Origin of the sequence: Methylobacterium sp., assembly GCF_019745455.1 — a bacterium.
Lineage (GTDB): Bacteria > Pseudomonadota > Alphaproteobacteria > Rhizobiales > Beijerinckiaceae > Methylobacterium.
Genome location: NZ_JAIETD010000001.1, coordinates 54,438 through 71,369 on the forward strand (window position 1 = coordinate 54,438; position 16,932 = coordinate 71,369).

Genomic DNA, 16,932 nt, shown 5'->3' on the forward strand with positions numbered 1-16,932 from the left:
CGAGATCTATGGTCGTTCGTCGATCTGTCGAGGGGCTGAGTGCGGCGTTCGTCACGAACCGAACCGAGCGGCGCGATCGTTCGGCGCATCGAGGTCGAGTTCCGGACCGAGCGGGACGATGCCCGTCGGATTGATGGTCGGATGGCTTTCGTAATAGTGCCGCTTGATGTGAGTGAGGTTCACCGTGCCGGCGACGCCAGGCAGGGCGTAGAGATCGCGCAGGTAATGCGAGAGATTCCGATAATCCGCGATGCGGCGCCTGTTGCACTTGAAGTGGCCTACATAGATCGGGTCGAACCGCACAAGGGTCGTGAACAGGCGTATATCGGCCTCGGTCAGGTCGATGCCGCAAAGGTACCGCTGCCGGTCGAGGCGCTCGTCAAGAGCGTCGAGTTCGGCAAAGAGCGCTTCGAAAGCCTCTTCGTAGGCTTCCTGCTTCGTGGCGAAACCGGCCTTGTAGACCCCGTTGTTGATGGCGTCGTAGACGCGGGCGTTCATCGCATCGATCTCGGGCCGCAGCGCTTCCGGATAGAGCGATGGTCCGGGCGCTTCGAAAGCGGCATCGAGCATGCGGATGATCTCGGCCGATTCATTCGAGACGATGGTAGAACGGCTCTTGTCCCAGAGGACCGGTACCGTGACCCGCCCCGAGAAGCCCGGATCGGCCTTCAGGTAGACCTCGTAGAGCCGGCTCGCGCCATTGACGGCGTCGGGCGTTGCGCCAGGCGAATTGTCAAAAACCCAGCCCTCGTCGCCCATATGCGGATCGACGACCGAGACCGAGATCGCATCTTCCAGGCCCTTCAGTGCCCTCACGATCAGGGTGCGATGAGCCCACGGGCAGGCGAGGGAGACATAGAGATGGTAGCGGCCCGCTTCCGCTGGGAAACCACCCTCGCCTGACGGGCCGGGGCTGCCTTCCGCCGTCACCCAGTTCCGGAATTTGGCATCGGCTCGCTTGAAGCGGCCGCCGGTGGAGGCGGTGTCATACCATTTGTCCTGCCAGACGCCGTCAACGAGCAGTCCCATGGCCATCCCCTTCGCCGTCGATCCGTCGAGTCAAAGATGGTCCGTGAACTGCCGGCGGAAAGGGCAAGGGGTGATGCAGAGCGAGGGCCGGTCCAGCAAAAGCGGCCGGCCGACCAGGCCGCGGGATCAGACCCGTTGACTTGGCGCTCAGCGCGGGCTGTCCTGCCCGCGGAATGCTGTTCACCCGCCTCTCCGACGACCTGTTCCGGCCGCTCGCCTCGCCGAGCCGGGCCTTCAACGCGGCCCTTCTGCTGCATCTCCACGCGCGCGTCTTCGCCGATGTCGCCGAGCCCTTGCGAAAGGGTGAGCTTATCGCGGAGATCGGCGACTTCGCTTCGACCTTCAGCCAGATCGATATCGCCGACGACGAGACCACGCCCGTCGATCCGGTCGAGCGCCGGTCCGCGATCTACCGGCGCCTCCTCGATGCGGGCTGGCTCGTCGAGCGGCGCGAGCGCTACGTCCCGGTGGTCGAGTTCGATCCCGAGGCGCGCATCCTCATCGAGGAACTGGCGCGCCTCGACCGCGGGGAGACCCGCTCCTATGGCGGTGCGGTTCTGGAGGTGCTCGGTAGCCTCGAGAGCGCTATCGCGAACCCCGCCGACCGCTCAGAGGCCCTCGTCAATGCCGCCAAGGCCTCGCGCGCCTTCATGAGTCATCTTCGCAGTCTCGCCGGCTCCATGCGCAAGGTCGAGGAGCGGATCCTTCGCGAGGATGACCAGCGCGCGGCCTTCCGGCTCTATTTCGACGAGTTCGTCGCCCGCCATCTCGTCAGCGACTACCGCACCCTTCACACGAGGCTGAACCCGTTCCGCTTCCGCTCCGGCATCGTCCGCGAGGCCGGCCAGGCGTTGCGCGATGCCCTGACGATCCGGGCGCTGGCGGAGGCCGGCCTGCGCGAGGGACGGGCCCTCGACCTCGCTTCCGCCGAGCGGGCCGTTCGTGGAGATCTTGCCGAAATCCTCAGCGTCTTCGAAGGGCTCGACCGTCATCTCGATGCGGTCGCCGACATCGTCGCCCGGCTGGAACGCAGGATCGCGGCAGCGCTCCGATACATGGACCATCGCGACTCAGACCGTATCGAGCGGACGGCCGCGGCCTTGCGCGCATTCGGCGCCGTCGAGGGGTTGGACGACGCCCCCGCCCCGCAGGTCTCGCTGCTGCGCCCGCCGATCGGCGAGCCGCATTTCTACGCGCCGCGCCTCGGCCGTCGCCCGATCCTGTCAGAGCCGCTGCCGGAGATCGCCCTCGATCCGGCGATCGAGGCGTTCATCGCGGCGAAGGATGCGTTTCGCCAGCGCGTGGCGGTGACGCCGGAGCGAATCGTCGCTTTCGTCGAGGACCGGCTCGGCCGCGCCGACGCGATCCGCGGCTCGCAGATTTCCGTCGAGGATGTGGACGATTTCATCGTCTACCAGCGCCTGCGCGAGATCGACGTGCTGTTCGATGGGGCGCTGGCCGGTCGCTACCGTCTGTCGCAGCTCGGAAGCCGCGTCTCGAACGGCTGGCTCGACTGCCCGGACTTTCTCGTCGAGCGCGCGCCCCGCTAAATCGAGCGGCGAGCGATGACCACATTCGACCGGTTTTCCCCCGGGTGCCGAGAGACCGAGCATTCTGCCTAATCGGTGCTCTACGGCGCCCATTGTTTCCACTTTACAGAAAACGACTTTCTCCGCAGTGAAAGTGCATACAGCTTCGCTTTCAAACCGGATGGGGTAAACCGCCGATGGATCATGTGTCCCTGACCCGCCGTGCCATGCTCGGGGGCGGCGCGGCCCTGGCTACTCTCGGTCCGTCGTTCCGTTCCACGGACGCTCGGGCTCAGGCCGGTCGGCCAGCCGGCACCCTGAACTACGGCATCTCAATGAGCGATTTGCCGCTCACCACCGGTCAGCCCGATCGCGGCGCCGGCGGATACCAGTTCACCGGCTTCACGCTCTACGATCCGCTGGTCGCCTGGGAGATGGACGTCGCCGACCGCCCCGGCAAACTCGTGCCCGGCCTTGCCACATCCTGGGAGAGCGACCCCGCCGACCGCAAGAACTGGATCTTCAAGCTTCGCGACGGCGTGAAATTCCACGACGGCTCGATGCTCGACGCCGACGCGGTGATCTGGAACTTCGACAAGGTCCTCAACAAGGAAGCCGCGCATTTCGACCAGCGCCAGGCAGCCCAGGTGCGCCCGCGCCTGCCTTCGGTGGCCTCGTACAAGAAGCTCGACGGCATGACCGTGCAGGTCACGACGAAGTCGGTCGATTCCCTCTTTCCCTATCAGATGCTGTGGTTCCTGATCTCGTCCCCCGCACAGTTCGAGAAGGTCGGGCGCGACTGGGCGAAGTTCGCTTTCGAACCGTCGGGTACGGGCCCCTACAAGCTCGCGGGACTGACGCCTCGCGTTCGTGCCGAGCTCGTGCCCAACGAGGCGTACTGGAACCCGAAGCGCGCGCCGAAGCTCTCGAAGCTGATCCTGAGCTGCCTGCCAGAAGACCTGTCGCGGGTGAACTCGCTCCTCAGCGGCAGCGTCGACCTGATCGAGCTGCCGGCCCCCGATTCCGTGCCGCGCCTCAAGGCCGCCGGCATGAGGGTGAGCGGCAACGACACGCCGCATGTCTGGAACTACCACCTCTCGATGCTGGAAGGCAGCCCGTGGCGCGACCTGCGCCTGCGCAAGGCCGCCAACCTCGCCATCGACCGCGAGGGCGTCGCGACCCTGATGGGCGGTCTCGCGACCCCGGCCCAGGGTCAGATACAGCCCTCGAGCCCGTGGTTCGGCAAGCCGACTTTCAAGCTCGGCTACGATATCGACGCCGCGCGCAAGCTCGTGAAGGATGCCGGCTATTCGCAGCAGAACCCTCTCAAGACGACTTTCATCATTCCGACCGGCGGCACCGGTCAGATGCTGTCTCTGCCCATCAACGAGTTCATCCAGCAGAGCTGGGCCGAAATCGGCATCGCCGTCGATTTCCGCACCGTCGAGCAGGAGGTCGCCTACACGGCCTGGCGCCAGGGCGCTGCCGACCCGAGCCTGAAGGGGGTCACCGGCGCCAACATCGCCTACGTCACCTCCGATCCGTTCTATGCGTTCCTGCGCTTCTACGATTCGAAGCAGATCGCCCCGAACGGCGTGAACTGGAGCCACTACCGCAATCCGGAGGTCGACGCGCTCTGCGACAAGATCAAGCAGAGCCTCGACTCAAAGGAACAGGACGCGATGCTCGCCCGCATCCACGAGATCGTGGTCGATGACGCCGTCCAGGTCTGGGTGGTGCACGACACCAATTCCCGCGCGATGTCGCCGAAAGTGAAGGGCTACACCCAGGCGCAGCATTGGTTCCAGGACCTGACCACGCTGTCGTGACGTCTCGGCTCGTGCGATAGGGGCCGGTCAGAGGCGAACCGACCGGCCGTCATGCTCGAATCCTTCCGCGCCATCGTCGACGGCGAGGAACCTCCTCCTCCCGGCGCACGCGCGCCCGGGGAGGATGAACTCACCCGCGCCCTGCAAGTGCTTCTGAAGAGCCAGTGCGTCTATGCCGGCACGCCCGGTATCGGCCGGTCCTACGAGATCGCCCGGCATTACGCTCCGTTCTTCCAGGCCTATTTCGCCTGTCTCGGCTACGGTTTCGAGGTCTCGCACCGCGACCAGATGGTGTTCCTCCGGGTTCCGCCCGAGGGCGTGCGCCACGACAGCCAGACCGAGCGCCTGCGCAAGGACGAGACACTTGTGCTGCTCGCCCTGCGCCTCGCTTACGAGGAGGGGCTTCGCGACCACCGCGTGACCACGGACGGGGTCGTCGAATGCACCACCGACGACGTCGCCGACTCGATCCGTACCGCCGCCCGAAGCGACCCGCCCGAGGAAACGCGGCTCACCGAGATCCTGCGGCTGTTCGCCCGCAAGGGCGCCGTGCGGCTCGGCGAGCGTGACAAACTCGACAAGATCACGCCACTGATGATCCTGCCGGGCATAGCCGTGCTCTCGCCCGACGCCTGGATGGAGCAGGTCCGCGCCTGGGCAGCTGCGAGGGGCGAGGACGAGGGCTGACCGGCAGCCGGGAACGCCCCCGCGCCTGCATCCGTTTCAACCGCCCGGGCTCCTGCGGAGATCGGTGCTTCGTCTCGCAGTGCGCCGTGCCCTGTCTGAGGCGGTTGGACAAAAGCGCTGACGTTCGCGGGCATTCCCGGCCAGCTCGGAGCGATCGCTTCGGGCCCGCGCGTGTTCCGGGAGACCTCCTTTGCTTCGCATGAATTCGCCGACGCTCGAACACATCGCCCGACTCGGCTACGGCGCGCGGGGAGCAGTCTATTGCCTCGTCGGCGGGCTCGCGGTTCTTGCCGCCATCGGCAGCGGCGGTCAGACGGCGGGCAGCAAGTCGGCACTGACGACCCTTCTCACGCAACCCTTCGGGCGGATCTGGCTCGGGCTCATCGCGGTAGGTCTCCTCTGCTTCGCCGTCTGGCGGATCATCGAGGCTGCCACCGATGCCGATCGCCATGGCCGCTCCGCCAAGGGGCTGGCCGTCCGGGCGGCGCATGCGATCAGCGGGGTCGTCAATGCGGCGCTGGCGCTCAGTGCCGGGCAACTTGCCCTGGGCATCGGCCGATCGAGCGGGGACGATAGGGCCGCACAGGATTGGACCGCTTGGCTGCTCGGCCAGCCGTTCGGGCAATGGCTCACCGGCCTCGTCGGACTCGTCCTGATCGGGATCGGCCTGGGCTTCCTCCGCAAGGGTTGGTCGGGCGACGTCGTCAAGCACCTCGTCCTTCCTGGCGGAGCCGCATCCTGGGCCGTTCCACTGGGTCGCCTTGGCTTCGCGGCGCGCGGCGTCGTGTTTGCTTTGATCGGCGCCTTCCTCGTCGTGGCGGCGATCCACAGCCGGTCTTCGGATGTGAAAGGTCTGGGCGAATCTCTCGTCTTCATCCGCAGCCAACCGTTCGGCTGGGTGCTGCTGGCGCTGACTGCGGCAGGCCTGTTCGCATTCGGCCTCTTCAGCTTCGTCCAGGCCCGCTATCGCCATATCGACGCTCCCGACATGGCCGATGGAAAGGCTGCCCTGAAAAGCGCGGCGGCCTCGTTGCCGGGACGGTGAGAAAGCCGGTCAGCCGGCCCAACCGCCAAGCAGCCTTGTCCCCGTCCGTTGCTTCGATCCGGCTTGCGCCGGCCACCCGAGTCGATGCAACTGGCCGGCTATCCACCAGGACCGCCGGACCTTCGGAGTGTACCGCCTCACCGATATCGCCCTGTCCAACTGGTACCTGATCCGGCGCGAGCAGATCCGGATCCGGGGGGCGACCGCCTTGGTCGGGCCGACGGGAGCGGGCAAGTCGACGATCTTCGATGCGGTCGGGACTGTGCTCGCCGGCAACAATGCCAGCCGGCTCGCGCTCAACGCCTCCGCCTCGGGCCGCAGCGCACGCACGGTGCGCGACTACTGCCTCGGCTGGATCAGCGACCCCGCCGAGGGTGGCCGCCCGACCCGCGAGGCCTGCGAGACGCTGATCGTCCTCGTCTTCGAGAACGAGGCCTCGGGCCGCACCATCTCGGTGGGGCTGGCGCTCGCCGCCCGCGCCGAGGACAGCCGCGAGACCACCCTGTCGCGCTTCATCACCGAGGGACACCGCTTCGAAATCGGCGACTATGTCCGCGAGACGCCGGAGGGCAGCTTCGTCGCGCCCTGGCCCGAGATCGCCAAGGACCTGCGGCTCGCATCCGACCGGTTCGAGGAGTTTCGCTCCTCGGGCGAGCGCTTCACCGCCGAGGTGCTGGCGCTTCTGCGCGAAGGCGCGCCGGCACCGGAACCGCGCCACTTTCTGCGCACCTTCTCCAATGCCGTCGCCTTCAAGCCGATCTTCGATTCTTCCGCCTTCGTGCGGTCCTTCGTGCTCGAGCCCGAGCCCCTCGACGTCGCGCGCATCCGCCAATCGGTGGAGAACTGGCGCCGCCTTCTCGAGACCATCGAGGAACTGGAGCGGCGGCTCTCGCACCTGCGCCGTATCCTCAACCGGTACGAGACATGGGCCGAGGCAAGCCTGTCGGCCGCCCTGGACGAGCTGCGCGCGGCCGGTGCCGACCTGCGCCGGCGTATCCTCGAATGGTCGAGCGCCCGGACCAAGCTCGCCGAGGTAAGCGAGCGCCTGCGCATCGCCCGCGACAGCGTCGCCACCAGTCAGGGCTTCGTTCGGGAGATCGACGGCGAGATCGCCACCAAGAAGGCGATCGTCGTCGCAGGCGCCGGGGGCGGGCGGCTCGCCGCCTCCGATGCCGGCCTGGCCATGCTGTCGCGCGAGCGGCGCGACCTCGCCGCCCGCGTCGCCGATCTCGTCGGGCTCGTGCTGGAGACCGGGAAACTCTCGGCGGTGATCGGCGAGGTCAGGCGGGTCGATCCGGAAGCGGCGCGCCTCGTCGAGGCCTGTGCCCGTTCCGGCCTGCGCCGGGACGCGCCTCCCGACGAGAGCCTGCGCTCCGACGGCCCCCTCGCGCGCCTCGTCTCGGCCCTCGCGGGTCTGCCCGACCTAGCCACGCCCCTCGACACCGCGGCCGAGGACATGGCCCTGCGTGCCAGAGCTCAGGAGAAGGAGGCTCAGGCCCTCTCGGCCGATTTTGCCGGGGGCCGATCCCAGACCGGGCGCCTGTCGTCCGACACCGCGGGTTTTCGCGACGAGCTCGCCCGGCTCGGGATCGAGGCGGTGCCTATCTGCGAGCTCGCCGAGATCGTCGATCCGAAATGGGGCCCGGCCCTGGAGGGCCTCCTTGGCGGCGCCCGCGAGGCTCTCGTCGTCCAGCCCGATCGGCTCAACCAGGCCTTCGGCCATCTCGAAGCCCGCAAGAGCCAGTTCTACCGCTGCCTCCTCGTCAAGACGACCGACACCGCAAGGCGCCGCGGCGGGCGTTTCGACGACGGGCCTCTCTCGCTGATCGAGACCAGCGACCCCCATGCCGAGGCCTTCCTCGCGGCTCGGCTCGGCGGCTTCGACCTCGCACCCAACGATGCCGCTCTCGGCCATATGAGCCGCGCCGTGGCGCCGAGCGGCCGCTCGACCTCCGGCATGGCTTACTCCGTGGTTCGCCCGGTCCAGCTGATGATGACGCGCGGCAGCCGCGGCCCCACCGCCGAGGGGCGGCAGAACCTGGAACACGCCGTCGCCGAGGCACGCCGGCTGCGGTCGGAGGCGCTGGTGCTGCGAGAGGCCGCCCGCAGCGCGGCCTTGCTGCGCGTGCGTCTCGCCGAGACCGGCCTCGACATCGCTGCCCTGCGCGAGGAAGCCGACGCCATCGAGGGCCGCCGCCGCAGCCTCACAACCGAGCGCGAGGCGGTCGAGAAGGCCGATACCGGCGCTCTCGATGCCGAGATCAAGGAGTTGCAGAAGGAGCGCTCGGCCTATCTCACCGAGTTGGTACAGGTGCTCGAGCCCAAGCGCGACGCGCTGCTCGGCGAGGAGGCGGGGCTGAAGGCCAAGGTCGCCACGGCCCGGGAGGCCGCTCGCGCGGCACTCTCGGCGAGGCGCAGCGCCCATGCCCGCTGGACCGGCGGCGATTCCGTGCGCATCCGCCTGGTCAAGCCCGAGGGTTTCGATCCGTCAGCCGTCGCCAAGGCCCGGGCCGATGCCGCCGGGCTCGACGCGAAGGATCTCGGCGCCCTCGCCAATGCCGCCCGCAACGCCGCTCGCGAGGCGATGGAGACGGCCCGCCAGCAGGGCCGTGCCGCCGAGCGCGATCTCGCCGAATATTGCGCGCAGTGGCGGGTCGAGAATCCGCTCGGGCGCGGTGACGTCCCGGCCTCCTTCGGCTATTCCTGGGTCGCCCGTGCCCATGATGAGGTCGCCGGCCATGAGCTGCGCCGCTATCGCGATCAGGCCGTGCGGGCCGAAGGCGAGATGCGCCGGCTGATGATCGAGGACCTGCTGACCCGGCTCGCCGACAAGTTCGAGCGGGTCCGCTCCCGCCTCGACGCCCTCAACGAACGGCTCTCGACCCAGACTTTCACAGGACAGACCTACGCCTTCGAGGCAGCGGTCGACCGGCGCTACGCCGCCGTCCATGCCCTCGCCACCGAGGTCGCCCGCTCTCCCGACGCGGCCCAGGCGATCCTGCCGGAAGCCGGCGCCGCAGCCGACGGACCGCTTTCGGCTGCGATCGGTGAGATCTCTGCGCTGATCGCGGGTGAGGAGAGCGCGGCGCGGCTCGCCGATTACCGCAACTACTTCGTCTACGAGATCGGGATGAAGGATAGGGCCGGCAACCGCACCACCATGTCGAACCGGGCCTTGCGCGGCTCCGGCGGCGAGGCGCAGGCCCCGTTCTACGTCGCCATCGCGGCGTCCCTAGCCTCGGCCTACTATCCCGGCGACCGGCCTGGCGACGAGAATCCGGGGCTCGGCCTCTGCCTCCTCGACGAGGCATTTTCCAAGCTCGACGTGCGCAACTCCCAGGCGCTGGTCGACCTTTACCAGGCTTGGGGCCTGCAGCTCCTTATCGCTGCTCCCGAAGACAAGCGCACCACGCTGACGGAGGTGATGGACACCATCGTGACCGTCTATAAAAGCCCGGATCTCGCCTCGGTCAGGATCGAGTCAGAGCATCCCCTCGAGGCGGCCAAGCGGGCGCTGGCGGCGATCAACCCAGAGCGTATCGGGATCGCGGGGTTCGAGGCGAGTGACGCCGCGGAATGACCGTAAGCGCTGCCATCGTCGGCGGCACAGCGGGTGCCAGGGTTCCATCTAGGTTGCCTCGATGTGTGGTCCACTCTAGAGGCGAGGCGCGTCGGCGGTGTCTCTTCGAGGCTCGCCCTGATGGTTCGTTGAAGCGGGTGCCGCCGCGACGGGACCGATAAGGAGGTTGAGCCATGCGCATTCTGGTGACGGGCGGCTGCGGCTTCATCGGCTCTGCCCTCGTGCTGCATTTCGTCGAGGATCTCGGCCATGAGGTGCTCACCCTCGATGCGCTGACCTATGCGGCCAACCCGATTTCGCTCGCCGGGCTTGGCGACAACCCGCGCCACCGCCTCGTCGAGGCCGACATCTGCGATGCGCCGGCCGTGCGCGCGGCCTTCGCCGAGTTCCGGCCGCAGGCGGTGATGCATCTGGCCGCCGAGAGCCATGTCGACCGCTCGATCACCGATCCGGGCGCCTTCATCCGCACGAACGTCATCGGCACCCAGGTCATGCTCGATGCGGCGCGGGGCCATTACGAAGGGCTGATCGGGCCTGAGCGCGAGGCGTTCCGCTTCCTCCACGTCTCCACCGACGAGGTCTACGGCTCGCTGCCGCCGGACGGGTTCTTCACCGAGGAGAGCCGCTACGATCCGCGCTCGCCCTATTCGGCCTCGAAGGCGGCGTCCGACCATCTGGCGCGGGCCTGGCACGAGACATACGGCCTGCCGGTGTTGATCACCAACTGCTCGAACAATTACGGGCCGCGCCACTTCCCCGAGAAGCTGATCCCGCTGATGATCCTCAACGCGCTCGAGGGCAAGGACCTGCCAGTCTACGGCGACGGCCTGAACGAGCGCGACTGGATCCATGTCGAGGATCACGCACGCGGCCTCGTCGCCGTCTTGGAGCGCGGGCGGCTTGGGCAGACCTACCTCCTCGGCGGGCGCTCGGTTCGCAGCAACCTCGCCGTGGTGAAGGGCCTGTGCGCCGCCTTCGATCGGCTTCGGCCGGGTCATGCTCCGCACGAGCGGCTGATCACCTACGTCACCGACCGTCCCGGCCACGACAGGCGCTACGCCATCGACCCCTCGAAGGCGGAGGCGGAGGTCGGCTGGGTTCCGACCAAGGTCTTCGAGGAGGCGCTGGAAGAGACGGTGCGGTGGTACCTCGACAACGAGGCCTGGTGGCGCCCGATCCGCGAGGGCCGCTACTCGGGCGAGCGCCTCGGGCTCGGTTCTGCCTCGGCGGAGGCACCTTGAGCGCATGGACATCCTGATCCTCGGCGGGGCCGGACAGGTCGGCAGGGAGCTGCAGGTCGCGAGTCTCTGGCCCGCGGGCACCGCCTTGCACACGCCGGACCGTCACGCCCTCGACATCACCGACGAGGCGTCTGTTGCCAGCATGGTCGGGGAGCGGCCCTGGTCCGCGGTGATCAACGCGGCTGCCTACACTGCCGTCGACAAGGCCGAGAGCGAGGTCGCGGCGGCCTGGCGCCTCAACGCCCTGGCGCCCGCCTACCTCGCCGCCGAGACCGCCAAGCGGGGCATTCCCCTTGTCCATGTCTCGACGGACTACGTCTTCGACGGCATGGCGGACGACGCCTACGAGCCTGACGCTGCGATCGCCCCGAGGAGCGTCTACGGCGCCAGCAAGGCGGCCGGCGAGATGGCCGTCCGCACCGCCAACCCGCGCCACGCCATTGTCCGCACCGCCTGGGTGGTGAGCCCGCACCGGGGCAACTTCGTCAAGACGATGCTGCGGCTCTCCGCCGAGCGCGAGGCGCTCACCGTGGTCGACGACCAGCACGGCTGCCCGACCAGCGCCGCCGATTTGGCTTCGACGCTCGCGACTATCGCGCTTCGCCTCGCTGGCGACGAGACGGCGCCGACGGGCACGTTCCACTGCGTCAACGGTGGCGCCACCACCTGGTGCGGCTTTGCCAGGGCCATCGTGGCCGGCTCGGCCGCGAGGGGAGGGCGTCTGGTTCCCGTTACCGGCATCCCGACCAGCGCCTACCCGACCCCGGCCCGGCGCCCGGCCAATTCGCGGCTCTCGACGCAGAGCCTGACGGATTCCTACGGCATCAGGCCCCGCCCGTGGGAGGCGGCCCTCGACGACATCCTCGATCGGCTCGTCGGGCCGGTCAGACAGGGAGACACGCCATGAAGGGCATCGTACTGGCCGGCGGCTCGGGCACGCGCCTGCACCCGGCGACCCTGTCGATCAACAAGCAGCTCCTGCCGGTCTACGACAAGCCGATGATCTACTACCCGGTCTCGGTGCTGATGCTGGCGGGCATCCGCGAGATCCTGATCATCTCGTCACCTGAGCACCTCGACAACTACAAGCGCCTGTTCGGCACCGGCGAGCAGTTCGGGCTCTCGTTCTCGTATGCGCTGCAGCCGCGCCCGGAGGGTCTGGCCCAGGCCTTCATCATCGGCCGCGACTTCATCGGGACCGACGACGTCGCTCTCGTGCTCGGCGACAACCTGTTCTTCGGTTCCGGCATGACCAATCTGTTGAAGAAGGCGCGGACCCGCGGCACCGGCGCCACGGTCTTCGCTTATCATGTCGAGAATCCGCAGGCCTATGGCGTGGTCACCCTGGACAAGGAGGGCCGCCCGGTCCGCCTCGTCGAGAAGCCGCCCGAGCCCGAGAGCCCCTGGGCGGTGACGGGCTTGTACTTCTACGACAACCAGGTCCTCGACATCGCTGCCGCGGTGACGCCCTCTGCGCGGGGGGAGCTCGAGATCACCAGCGTCAACCAGGCCTATCTTGATCGGGGCCAGCTCCATGTCGAGAAGATGTCCCGCGGCTATGCTTGGCTCGACACCGGCACCCATGACAGCCTGCTCGAAGCCTCCGAGTTCGTCCGCACGCTCCAGAACCGCCAGGGGCTGCAGGTCGCCTGTCTCGAAGAGATCGCCTACCTGCAGGGCTTTATCGACAAGGCGCAGCTCGTGGCCCATGGCGAGCTCTACAAGAAGACCGCCTACGGACAGAACCTCCTGAGGCTCGCACGGGAGGAGCATCCGAAGGACGCCGGGTACTGAGGCGGATGCTCCCTCGGCCGAGGGGTGAGGATCATAGCGCCGGCGCCGGGGCAGGCACGGCCTTGACGGCAGGCGCCGGTTTCACTGGGGGCGTCACCGGCGCGACGGTCTTGGGCCGCGTCGTCACCGAGCCGGTGGCCGCCACATCTGCCGATGACGTCGCGCTGCTCGGGCTGTCGATCCCGTAGATGTCGTCGCGAAAGTGGGCGCGGCCGTCGGGGGTGGCGTAGCCCGTCAGGTAGACGAAGGTGACCGGGACCTGCTTGGGCAGCTTGATGTCCACGCGCTCGTTCGTCGCGATGCTGGTCTCGATCTCGATCGGTCCCCAGCTCGATCCCGGACCGTTCGGACCCTGGGCTCCTTCCAGGAGCCAGCCGGCGAGCTCCTTCACCTGAGCCACCCGCACGCAGCCATGGGAATGGAACCGCACGTCGCGGGCAAACAGCGATTTCGACGGCGTGTCGTGCATGTAGACCGCCTGACGGTTCGGCATGTCGATGCGTACTTGGCCGAGCGAGTTGTCGAGGCCTGAATCCTGGCGCAGCGTATAGGTCGCCGCCTTCTCGCTCGCCCAGTCGATCGCCGTCGGCTCGACCTCGACGCCGCCCGGTCCGAGGATGCGGATGCGCTCGCGCGCGAGATAGCCCGGGTCCTTGCGCATCCGCGGGATGATCTCCTTCTTGATGATGGAGACCGGGACAGTCCAGGTCGGGTTGAGGTTCACGTCGGTGATCCGCGCCTCGATCCGCGGCGTCGCTTTGTCGGGCTTTCCGACCACCGCGACGTAGCGGCGAACCACGCTGCCCCGCTCCACCGCCTCAACCGTTGCGGAGGGAATGTTCACCACGACGTAGCGGTCACTGAACGCGAAGGTGGAGCCGAGCTGCCGAGCCGCGGATGCCGCGAGCTGGCGCTGGCGAGTGGCCGCGGGAACGTTGAGCGCCGCTACGGTCTGCCGACCGACGAGGCCGGTCTCGGGAAGGCCGTGGCGGGCCTGGAAGGACTTCACCGCCGCCACCAAAGCGGAGTCGAGCTGGTCCGAAACCGGCGCATCGGCGGGAAGGTCTCCCACGAGCATGAGATGCCGGCGAAGAACCAGGATTAAAGGATCTCGGCCACCTGGCTTGACGACGAGGCCGGCTGGAAGCGACGCCCAGCCGCCCGCATCGACGATGCCCTGGTAGCGCTCGGCCATCTTCAGCGTGTCGAGGAAGGTCGAGGCCGAGAGCGTCGGCACCGGGTCGTCCGAGACCTTGGCGATGACGAGGGGTGGCAGCTCGCGCGATTTCTTCACCGCCGGCATCGATGCCGTCTCTGAGGCCGGCATCTCCGGAGCGGCGGTCGTAGGCACGGTGGTCGTTGCGGTCGCCGCCGGCACAATCGCCTTCGGCGGTGGCGATGCCACGTCCTGCGCGGCGGCCGCCCCGGTCAGGCCGAGAAGGAGCGAGAGCGGTGCGGAGATCGCAAGCGACCGACGTCGGCGGCGGCCAAGGAACATGAAGCGACGCGACGACACGGGAGCAGCCCTCGATGATCGAACCCGCCGGAGGATGCGCAGCGATGGTTACCAATCTGCTGCAGGCCAGCCCTTATCCCGCGATCGTGCCCGGTGCCGGCCGATCTATCGGCGAGAGTTCGAGCCGCGCCAGCCAGGCTTGCGATCGGACTCGGCCAGAGTGTCGCCGGAGGCCGGAAGCATCGACATATCCGCGATCTGCCGTCCGGCCTGCGACGTCGCCTCGCTGATCGCGCGAGCGCGGATGTCCGAGGGCAGCGCATCCCAGATTGCGGGCAGGGCCGCCATCGGCCCCCCGTCGGTCGGGCGCAGACTGGCGCCGGGCTGGTCGCGGGTTGACGCGAAGTAGGAGAGCGCGCCGATCACCAGCGCCGCACGAACGAGAAACGACATGGCCCGGTCCGAAACGCTCTGCCCTGCGGTTGTGCTGGCTCGCGCTGCAATGTCCCCCGACATCCCTAAAGCAGGCTGAGTCCCCGCAGAAAATACTGCGAGATGGTAAATCTCATGCGTCGTTCGCTCATGTCGTAAAAGTTTGCCCCGAAACGAAACCTGCCTATTCAAAGGCTTGGTCATTCTCTGGAAAGCATCCCGGAACATCGCCTGGTGGTGTGGCAAGACTCGCTTAAGTCCGGTCTGCGACGGTTGGAGCCAGTCGAGTTCGAGGCGAACAAAGGGGCGTCGGAGCTGCCGTAAGGTGTCTTCGCGCTGTGCGTGTCGGTATTGCGTATGTACAGTGCCCTGGCATCTCAGATCGATGCGCGTCTTGTCGGCCTCGTGCACGAGTCGGTGTATGACGATGCCAGCGTTCGGTTTCGGCACGAGCGTTTCCTGGTCTCACGGCTCGCCACCGGCGCGGTGATGATGGTGGCCTTGCCGCCATTCCTGCTCTGGCGCGGTGTGCCCAGCGGGATCGAGGCGATGGCGATCGCGAGCCTGCTGCTCCCGGTCTGCGCCGCAGCCTTGCTGTCCCGGACCGGCATTCTCTGGATCGCACACGCGATCTCTTCGGCGGGTCTCGCCGGTCTCGTCGTCTGCATTGCCCTGATGACCGGAGGGGCCACGTCTGCAGCCGCGATCTGGCTCGTGGCGATCCCGCTCGAAGCCGTCGTGTCCGGCTCACGCCGGGCAACGTTCGCCGCAGCGGTGATTGCGGCCGTCAGCGCGCTCATCATTGCCCTGGCACCGGCCTGGACCTTGAGCTCACCGGTCATCGAATGGTCGAGCAAGCTCGCGATGCCGGTGTTCGTCATTACCGCGATCGGGCACATCGCCGCTCAGGTCATCGATCACATCCGCCAGGAGAACCGGTGGCGTGCGAAGGCAAGGGACAACGAACTGCGCGATCGCATGCTGCTCTCCGCGATAGACGACCTCGTGACATGGCACGACCTCAACGGCCGCGTCCTTGAAGCGAGCGCCTCGGCCTCCAAGTTCGTCGGCGCCGACGCGGTCCGCCTGCGCGGCCATGGCCTTCTCGAACGCGTCCATGTCGGCGACCGGCCTGCCTTGCTCCAGACGCTCAGCGACGTGGCGGCGCACGGAGTCCCGACCACCGTCCGGTTCCGCCTGCATCTCGACAGCGCCGCCATCCGCGCGGAGGGCTCGCCCGGTGTGATCGTCGCCGAGATGCGTGCGCATCGGATCGAGAGTCGCAGCAGTGGGGTCGAGGGGTCCACGGTCGTGGCGGTCACCCGCGATGTCACCGAGCAGAGCCGCCACGCGGCCGAGCTCGAACGCGCCCGCGCCGAGGCCGAGCGGGCCGACGAGGTCAAGAGCCGCTTCCTCGCCACGGTGAGCCACGAGTTGCGCACGCCGCTCAATGCCATCATCGGGTTCTCGCAGGTCCTGGCAGGAGAGGGCGCCGTCGCCCTCGATCCCGAGCGCAGCCGGGAATACGCGACGATCATCGGGGATTCCGGCCAGCACCTCCTCGAGGTGGTGAATACGCTTCTCGACATGTCGCGCATCCAGAGCGGCCATTTCGACTATGCTCCGGAGAGCCTCGACATCGGCGCCATGATCCAGACCTGCTGCGACCTGATGCAGCTCAAAGCAGACGAAGCCGGAGTGGTCCTTGCCCGCGAGGGTGTGCCCGCGTCCCTCGAGATCACTGCCGATCCTCGCGCTTGCCGTCAGGTGCTGATCAACCTGCTTTCGAACGCCGTGAAGTTCACGCAAGCGGGCGGCCGCGTCGAAGTTGCCGCCTACCGCTCGCGAGATAGCTTCCACCTCGTCGTCGCCGATAGCGGCATCGGGATCGCCGCGGACGATCTGCCGCGCGTCGTCGATCCGTTCTTCCAGGCCGGCGACGGATATCGCCGTGCCCATGAGGGAACAGGCCTTGGCCTCTCCGTCGTGCAGGGGCTCGTCGGGCTTCACGGCGGCGACATCACCATCGAGAGCACCGTCGGCAGCGGGACCACCGTGACCGTGACCCTGCCGCTCGATTGCCGCCGCTCACGCAACGAGGGCGCCCCGACCCCGATCCGTACCGGGCCCCGCCGCTCCAGGTCCGGGAGCAGCGCCGTCCCGCCCGCAAAGGTGGCGACGGTGGCCATGTGGCGGCCCGTGGGCCTGTTCGATGCGGTCTCCGAGCCAGTCCGTGAGAGCTACGTTCCGGCGCGGCTGAGCGCATGAGAAATCCGCGCCGCCACCAGGACCTCGGCAGCCCTTCTCCCA

12 protein-coding genes are annotated in these 16,932 nt (G+C 67.9%); 9 read left to right on the top strand and 3 right to left on the bottom strand.

Annotated elements, in window-relative coordinates:
* Nucleotides 1-51 precede the first annotated feature (51 nt).
* Complete coding sequence (locus tag K2Y56_RS00280) at nucleotides 52-1,029, bottom strand: glutathione S-transferase family protein (RefSeq protein WP_292503594.1); 978 nt, start codon at nucleotides 1,027-1,029, stop codon at nucleotides 52-54.
* Nucleotides 1,030-1,202: 173 nt separating this feature from the next.
* On the opposite strand from K2Y56_RS00280, the gene K2Y56_RS00285 reads away from it, so the two are divergent.
* The 8 genes from K2Y56_RS00285 to rfbA all read left to right on the top strand — a co-directional run bounded on the left by K2Y56_RS00285 (nucleotide 1,203) and on the right by rfbA (nucleotide 12,734).
* On the top strand, nucleotides 1,203-2,579 hold the full coding sequence (locus tag K2Y56_RS00285) for a Wadjet anti-phage system protein JetA family protein (protein WP_292503720.1): 1,377 nt from the start codon (nucleotides 1,203-1,205) through the stop codon (nucleotides 2,577-2,579).
* A gap of 176 nt (nucleotides 2,580-2,755) precedes the next feature.
* Entirely contained in the window at nucleotides 2,756-4,387 is a 1,632-nt protein-coding gene (locus tag K2Y56_RS00290) for an ABC transporter substrate-binding protein (protein ID WP_292503597.1), read from the top strand.
* Nucleotides 4,388-4,438: 51 nt separating this feature from the next.
* Nucleotides 4,439-5,074: a DUF4194 domain-containing protein gene (locus K2Y56_RS00295; RefSeq protein ID WP_292503599.1), complete on the top strand. Its 636-nt coding sequence runs from the start codon at nucleotides 4,439-4,441 to the stop codon at nucleotides 5,072-5,074.
* A 199-nt stretch (nucleotides 5,075-5,273) separates the two neighbouring features.
* Nucleotides 5,274-6,119, top strand: a complete 846-nt coding sequence (locus tag K2Y56_RS00300) for a DUF1206 domain-containing protein (protein WP_292503722.1) — start codon at nucleotides 5,274-5,276, stop codon at nucleotides 6,117-6,119.
* Between the two features lie 127 nt (nucleotides 6,120-6,246).
* The gene (locus K2Y56_RS00305) at nucleotides 6,247-9,699 is read left to right on the top strand and encodes an SbcC/MukB-like Walker B domain-containing protein (RefSeq protein WP_292503600.1); all 3,453 of its coding nucleotides are present in this window, start codon (nucleotides 6,247-6,249) and stop codon (nucleotides 9,697-9,699) included.
* A 173-nt stretch (nucleotides 9,700-9,872) separates the two neighbouring features.
* Nucleotides 9,873-10,940 carry a dTDP-glucose 4,6-dehydratase gene (rfbB, locus tag K2Y56_RS00310; protein WP_292503603.1) on the top strand — a complete coding sequence of 356 codons (1,068 nt, stop codon included), beginning with the start codon at nucleotides 9,873-9,875 and terminating at the stop codon, nucleotides 10,938-10,940.
* Between the two features lie 4 nt (nucleotides 10,941-10,944).
* On the top strand, nucleotides 10,945-11,847 hold the full coding sequence (rfbD, locus tag K2Y56_RS00315) for a dTDP-4-dehydrorhamnose reductase (protein ID WP_292503604.1): 903 nt from the start codon (nucleotides 10,945-10,947) through the stop codon (nucleotides 11,845-11,847).
* A complete protein-coding gene (gene rfbA, locus K2Y56_RS00320) occupies nucleotides 11,844-12,734 on the top strand; it encodes a glucose-1-phosphate thymidylyltransferase RfbA (RefSeq protein WP_292503607.1) in 891 nt (296 codons plus the stop codon). Before rfbD ends, rfbA begins: the two co-directional genes overlap by 4 nt.
* Before the next feature lie 31 nt (nucleotides 12,735-12,765).
* Here rfbA and K2Y56_RS00325 read toward each other — a convergent pair whose 3' ends face one another.
* On the bottom strand, nucleotides 12,766-14,232 hold the full coding sequence (locus K2Y56_RS00325; RefSeq protein ID WP_292503724.1) for a L,D-transpeptidase family protein: 1,467 nt from the start codon (nucleotides 14,230-14,232) through the stop codon (nucleotides 12,766-12,768).
* A gap of 123 nt (nucleotides 14,233-14,355) precedes the next feature.
* Nucleotides 14,356-14,643 (bottom strand): hypothetical protein, encoded by a 288-nt coding sequence (locus K2Y56_RS00330; protein WP_292503610.1) that lies wholly within the window; start codon nucleotides 14,641-14,643, stop codon nucleotides 14,356-14,358.
* Between the two features lie 336 nt (nucleotides 14,644-14,979).
* Between K2Y56_RS00330 and K2Y56_RS00335 the strand changes: the two genes are divergently transcribed.
* Nucleotides 14,980-16,890 carry a cell wall metabolism sensor histidine kinase WalK gene (locus tag K2Y56_RS00335; RefSeq protein WP_292503613.1) on the top strand — a complete coding sequence of 637 codons (1,911 nt, stop codon included), beginning with the start codon at nucleotides 14,980-14,982 and terminating at the stop codon, nucleotides 16,888-16,890.
* Nucleotides 16,891-16,932 lie beyond the last annotated feature (42 nt).

Coding starts and splice junctions, on each gene's coding strand:
- K2Y56_RS00280 (WP_292503594.1), bottom strand. CDS start 1,029: ATGGGACTGCTCGTTGACGGCGTCTGGCAGGACAAATGGTATGACACC.
- K2Y56_RS00285 (WP_292503720.1), top strand. CDS start 1,203: ATGCTGTTCACCCGCCTCTCCGACGACCTGTTCCGGCCGCTCGCCTCG.
- K2Y56_RS00290 (WP_292503597.1), top strand. CDS start 2,756: ATGGATCATGTGTCCCTGACCCGCCGTGCCATGCTCGGGGGCGGCGCG.
- K2Y56_RS00295 (WP_292503599.1), top strand. CDS start 4,439: ATGCTCGAATCCTTCCGCGCCATCGTCGACGGCGAGGAACCTCCTCCT.
- K2Y56_RS00300 (WP_292503722.1), top strand. CDS start 5,274: ATGAATTCGCCGACGCTCGAACACATCGCCCGACTCGGCTACGGCGCG.
- rfbB (WP_292503603.1), top strand. CDS start 9,873: ATGCGCATTCTGGTGACGGGCGGCTGCGGCTTCATCGGCTCTGCCCTC.
- rfbD (WP_292503604.1), top strand. CDS start 10,945: ATGGACATCCTGATCCTCGGCGGGGCCGGACAGGTCGGCAGGGAGCTG.
- rfbA (WP_292503607.1), top strand. CDS start 11,844: ATGAAGGGCATCGTACTGGCCGGCGGCTCGGGCACGCGCCTGCACCCG.
- K2Y56_RS00325 (WP_292503724.1), bottom strand. CDS start 14,232: ATGTTCCTTGGCCGCCGCCGACGTCGGTCGCTTGCGATCTCCGCACCG.
- K2Y56_RS00330 (WP_292503610.1), bottom strand. CDS start 14,643: ATGTCGTTTCTCGTTCGTGCGGCGCTGGTGATCGGCGCGCTCTCCTAC.
- K2Y56_RS00335 (WP_292503613.1), top strand. CDS start 14,980: ATGTACAGTGCCCTGGCATCTCAGATCGATGCGCGTCTTGTCGGCCTC.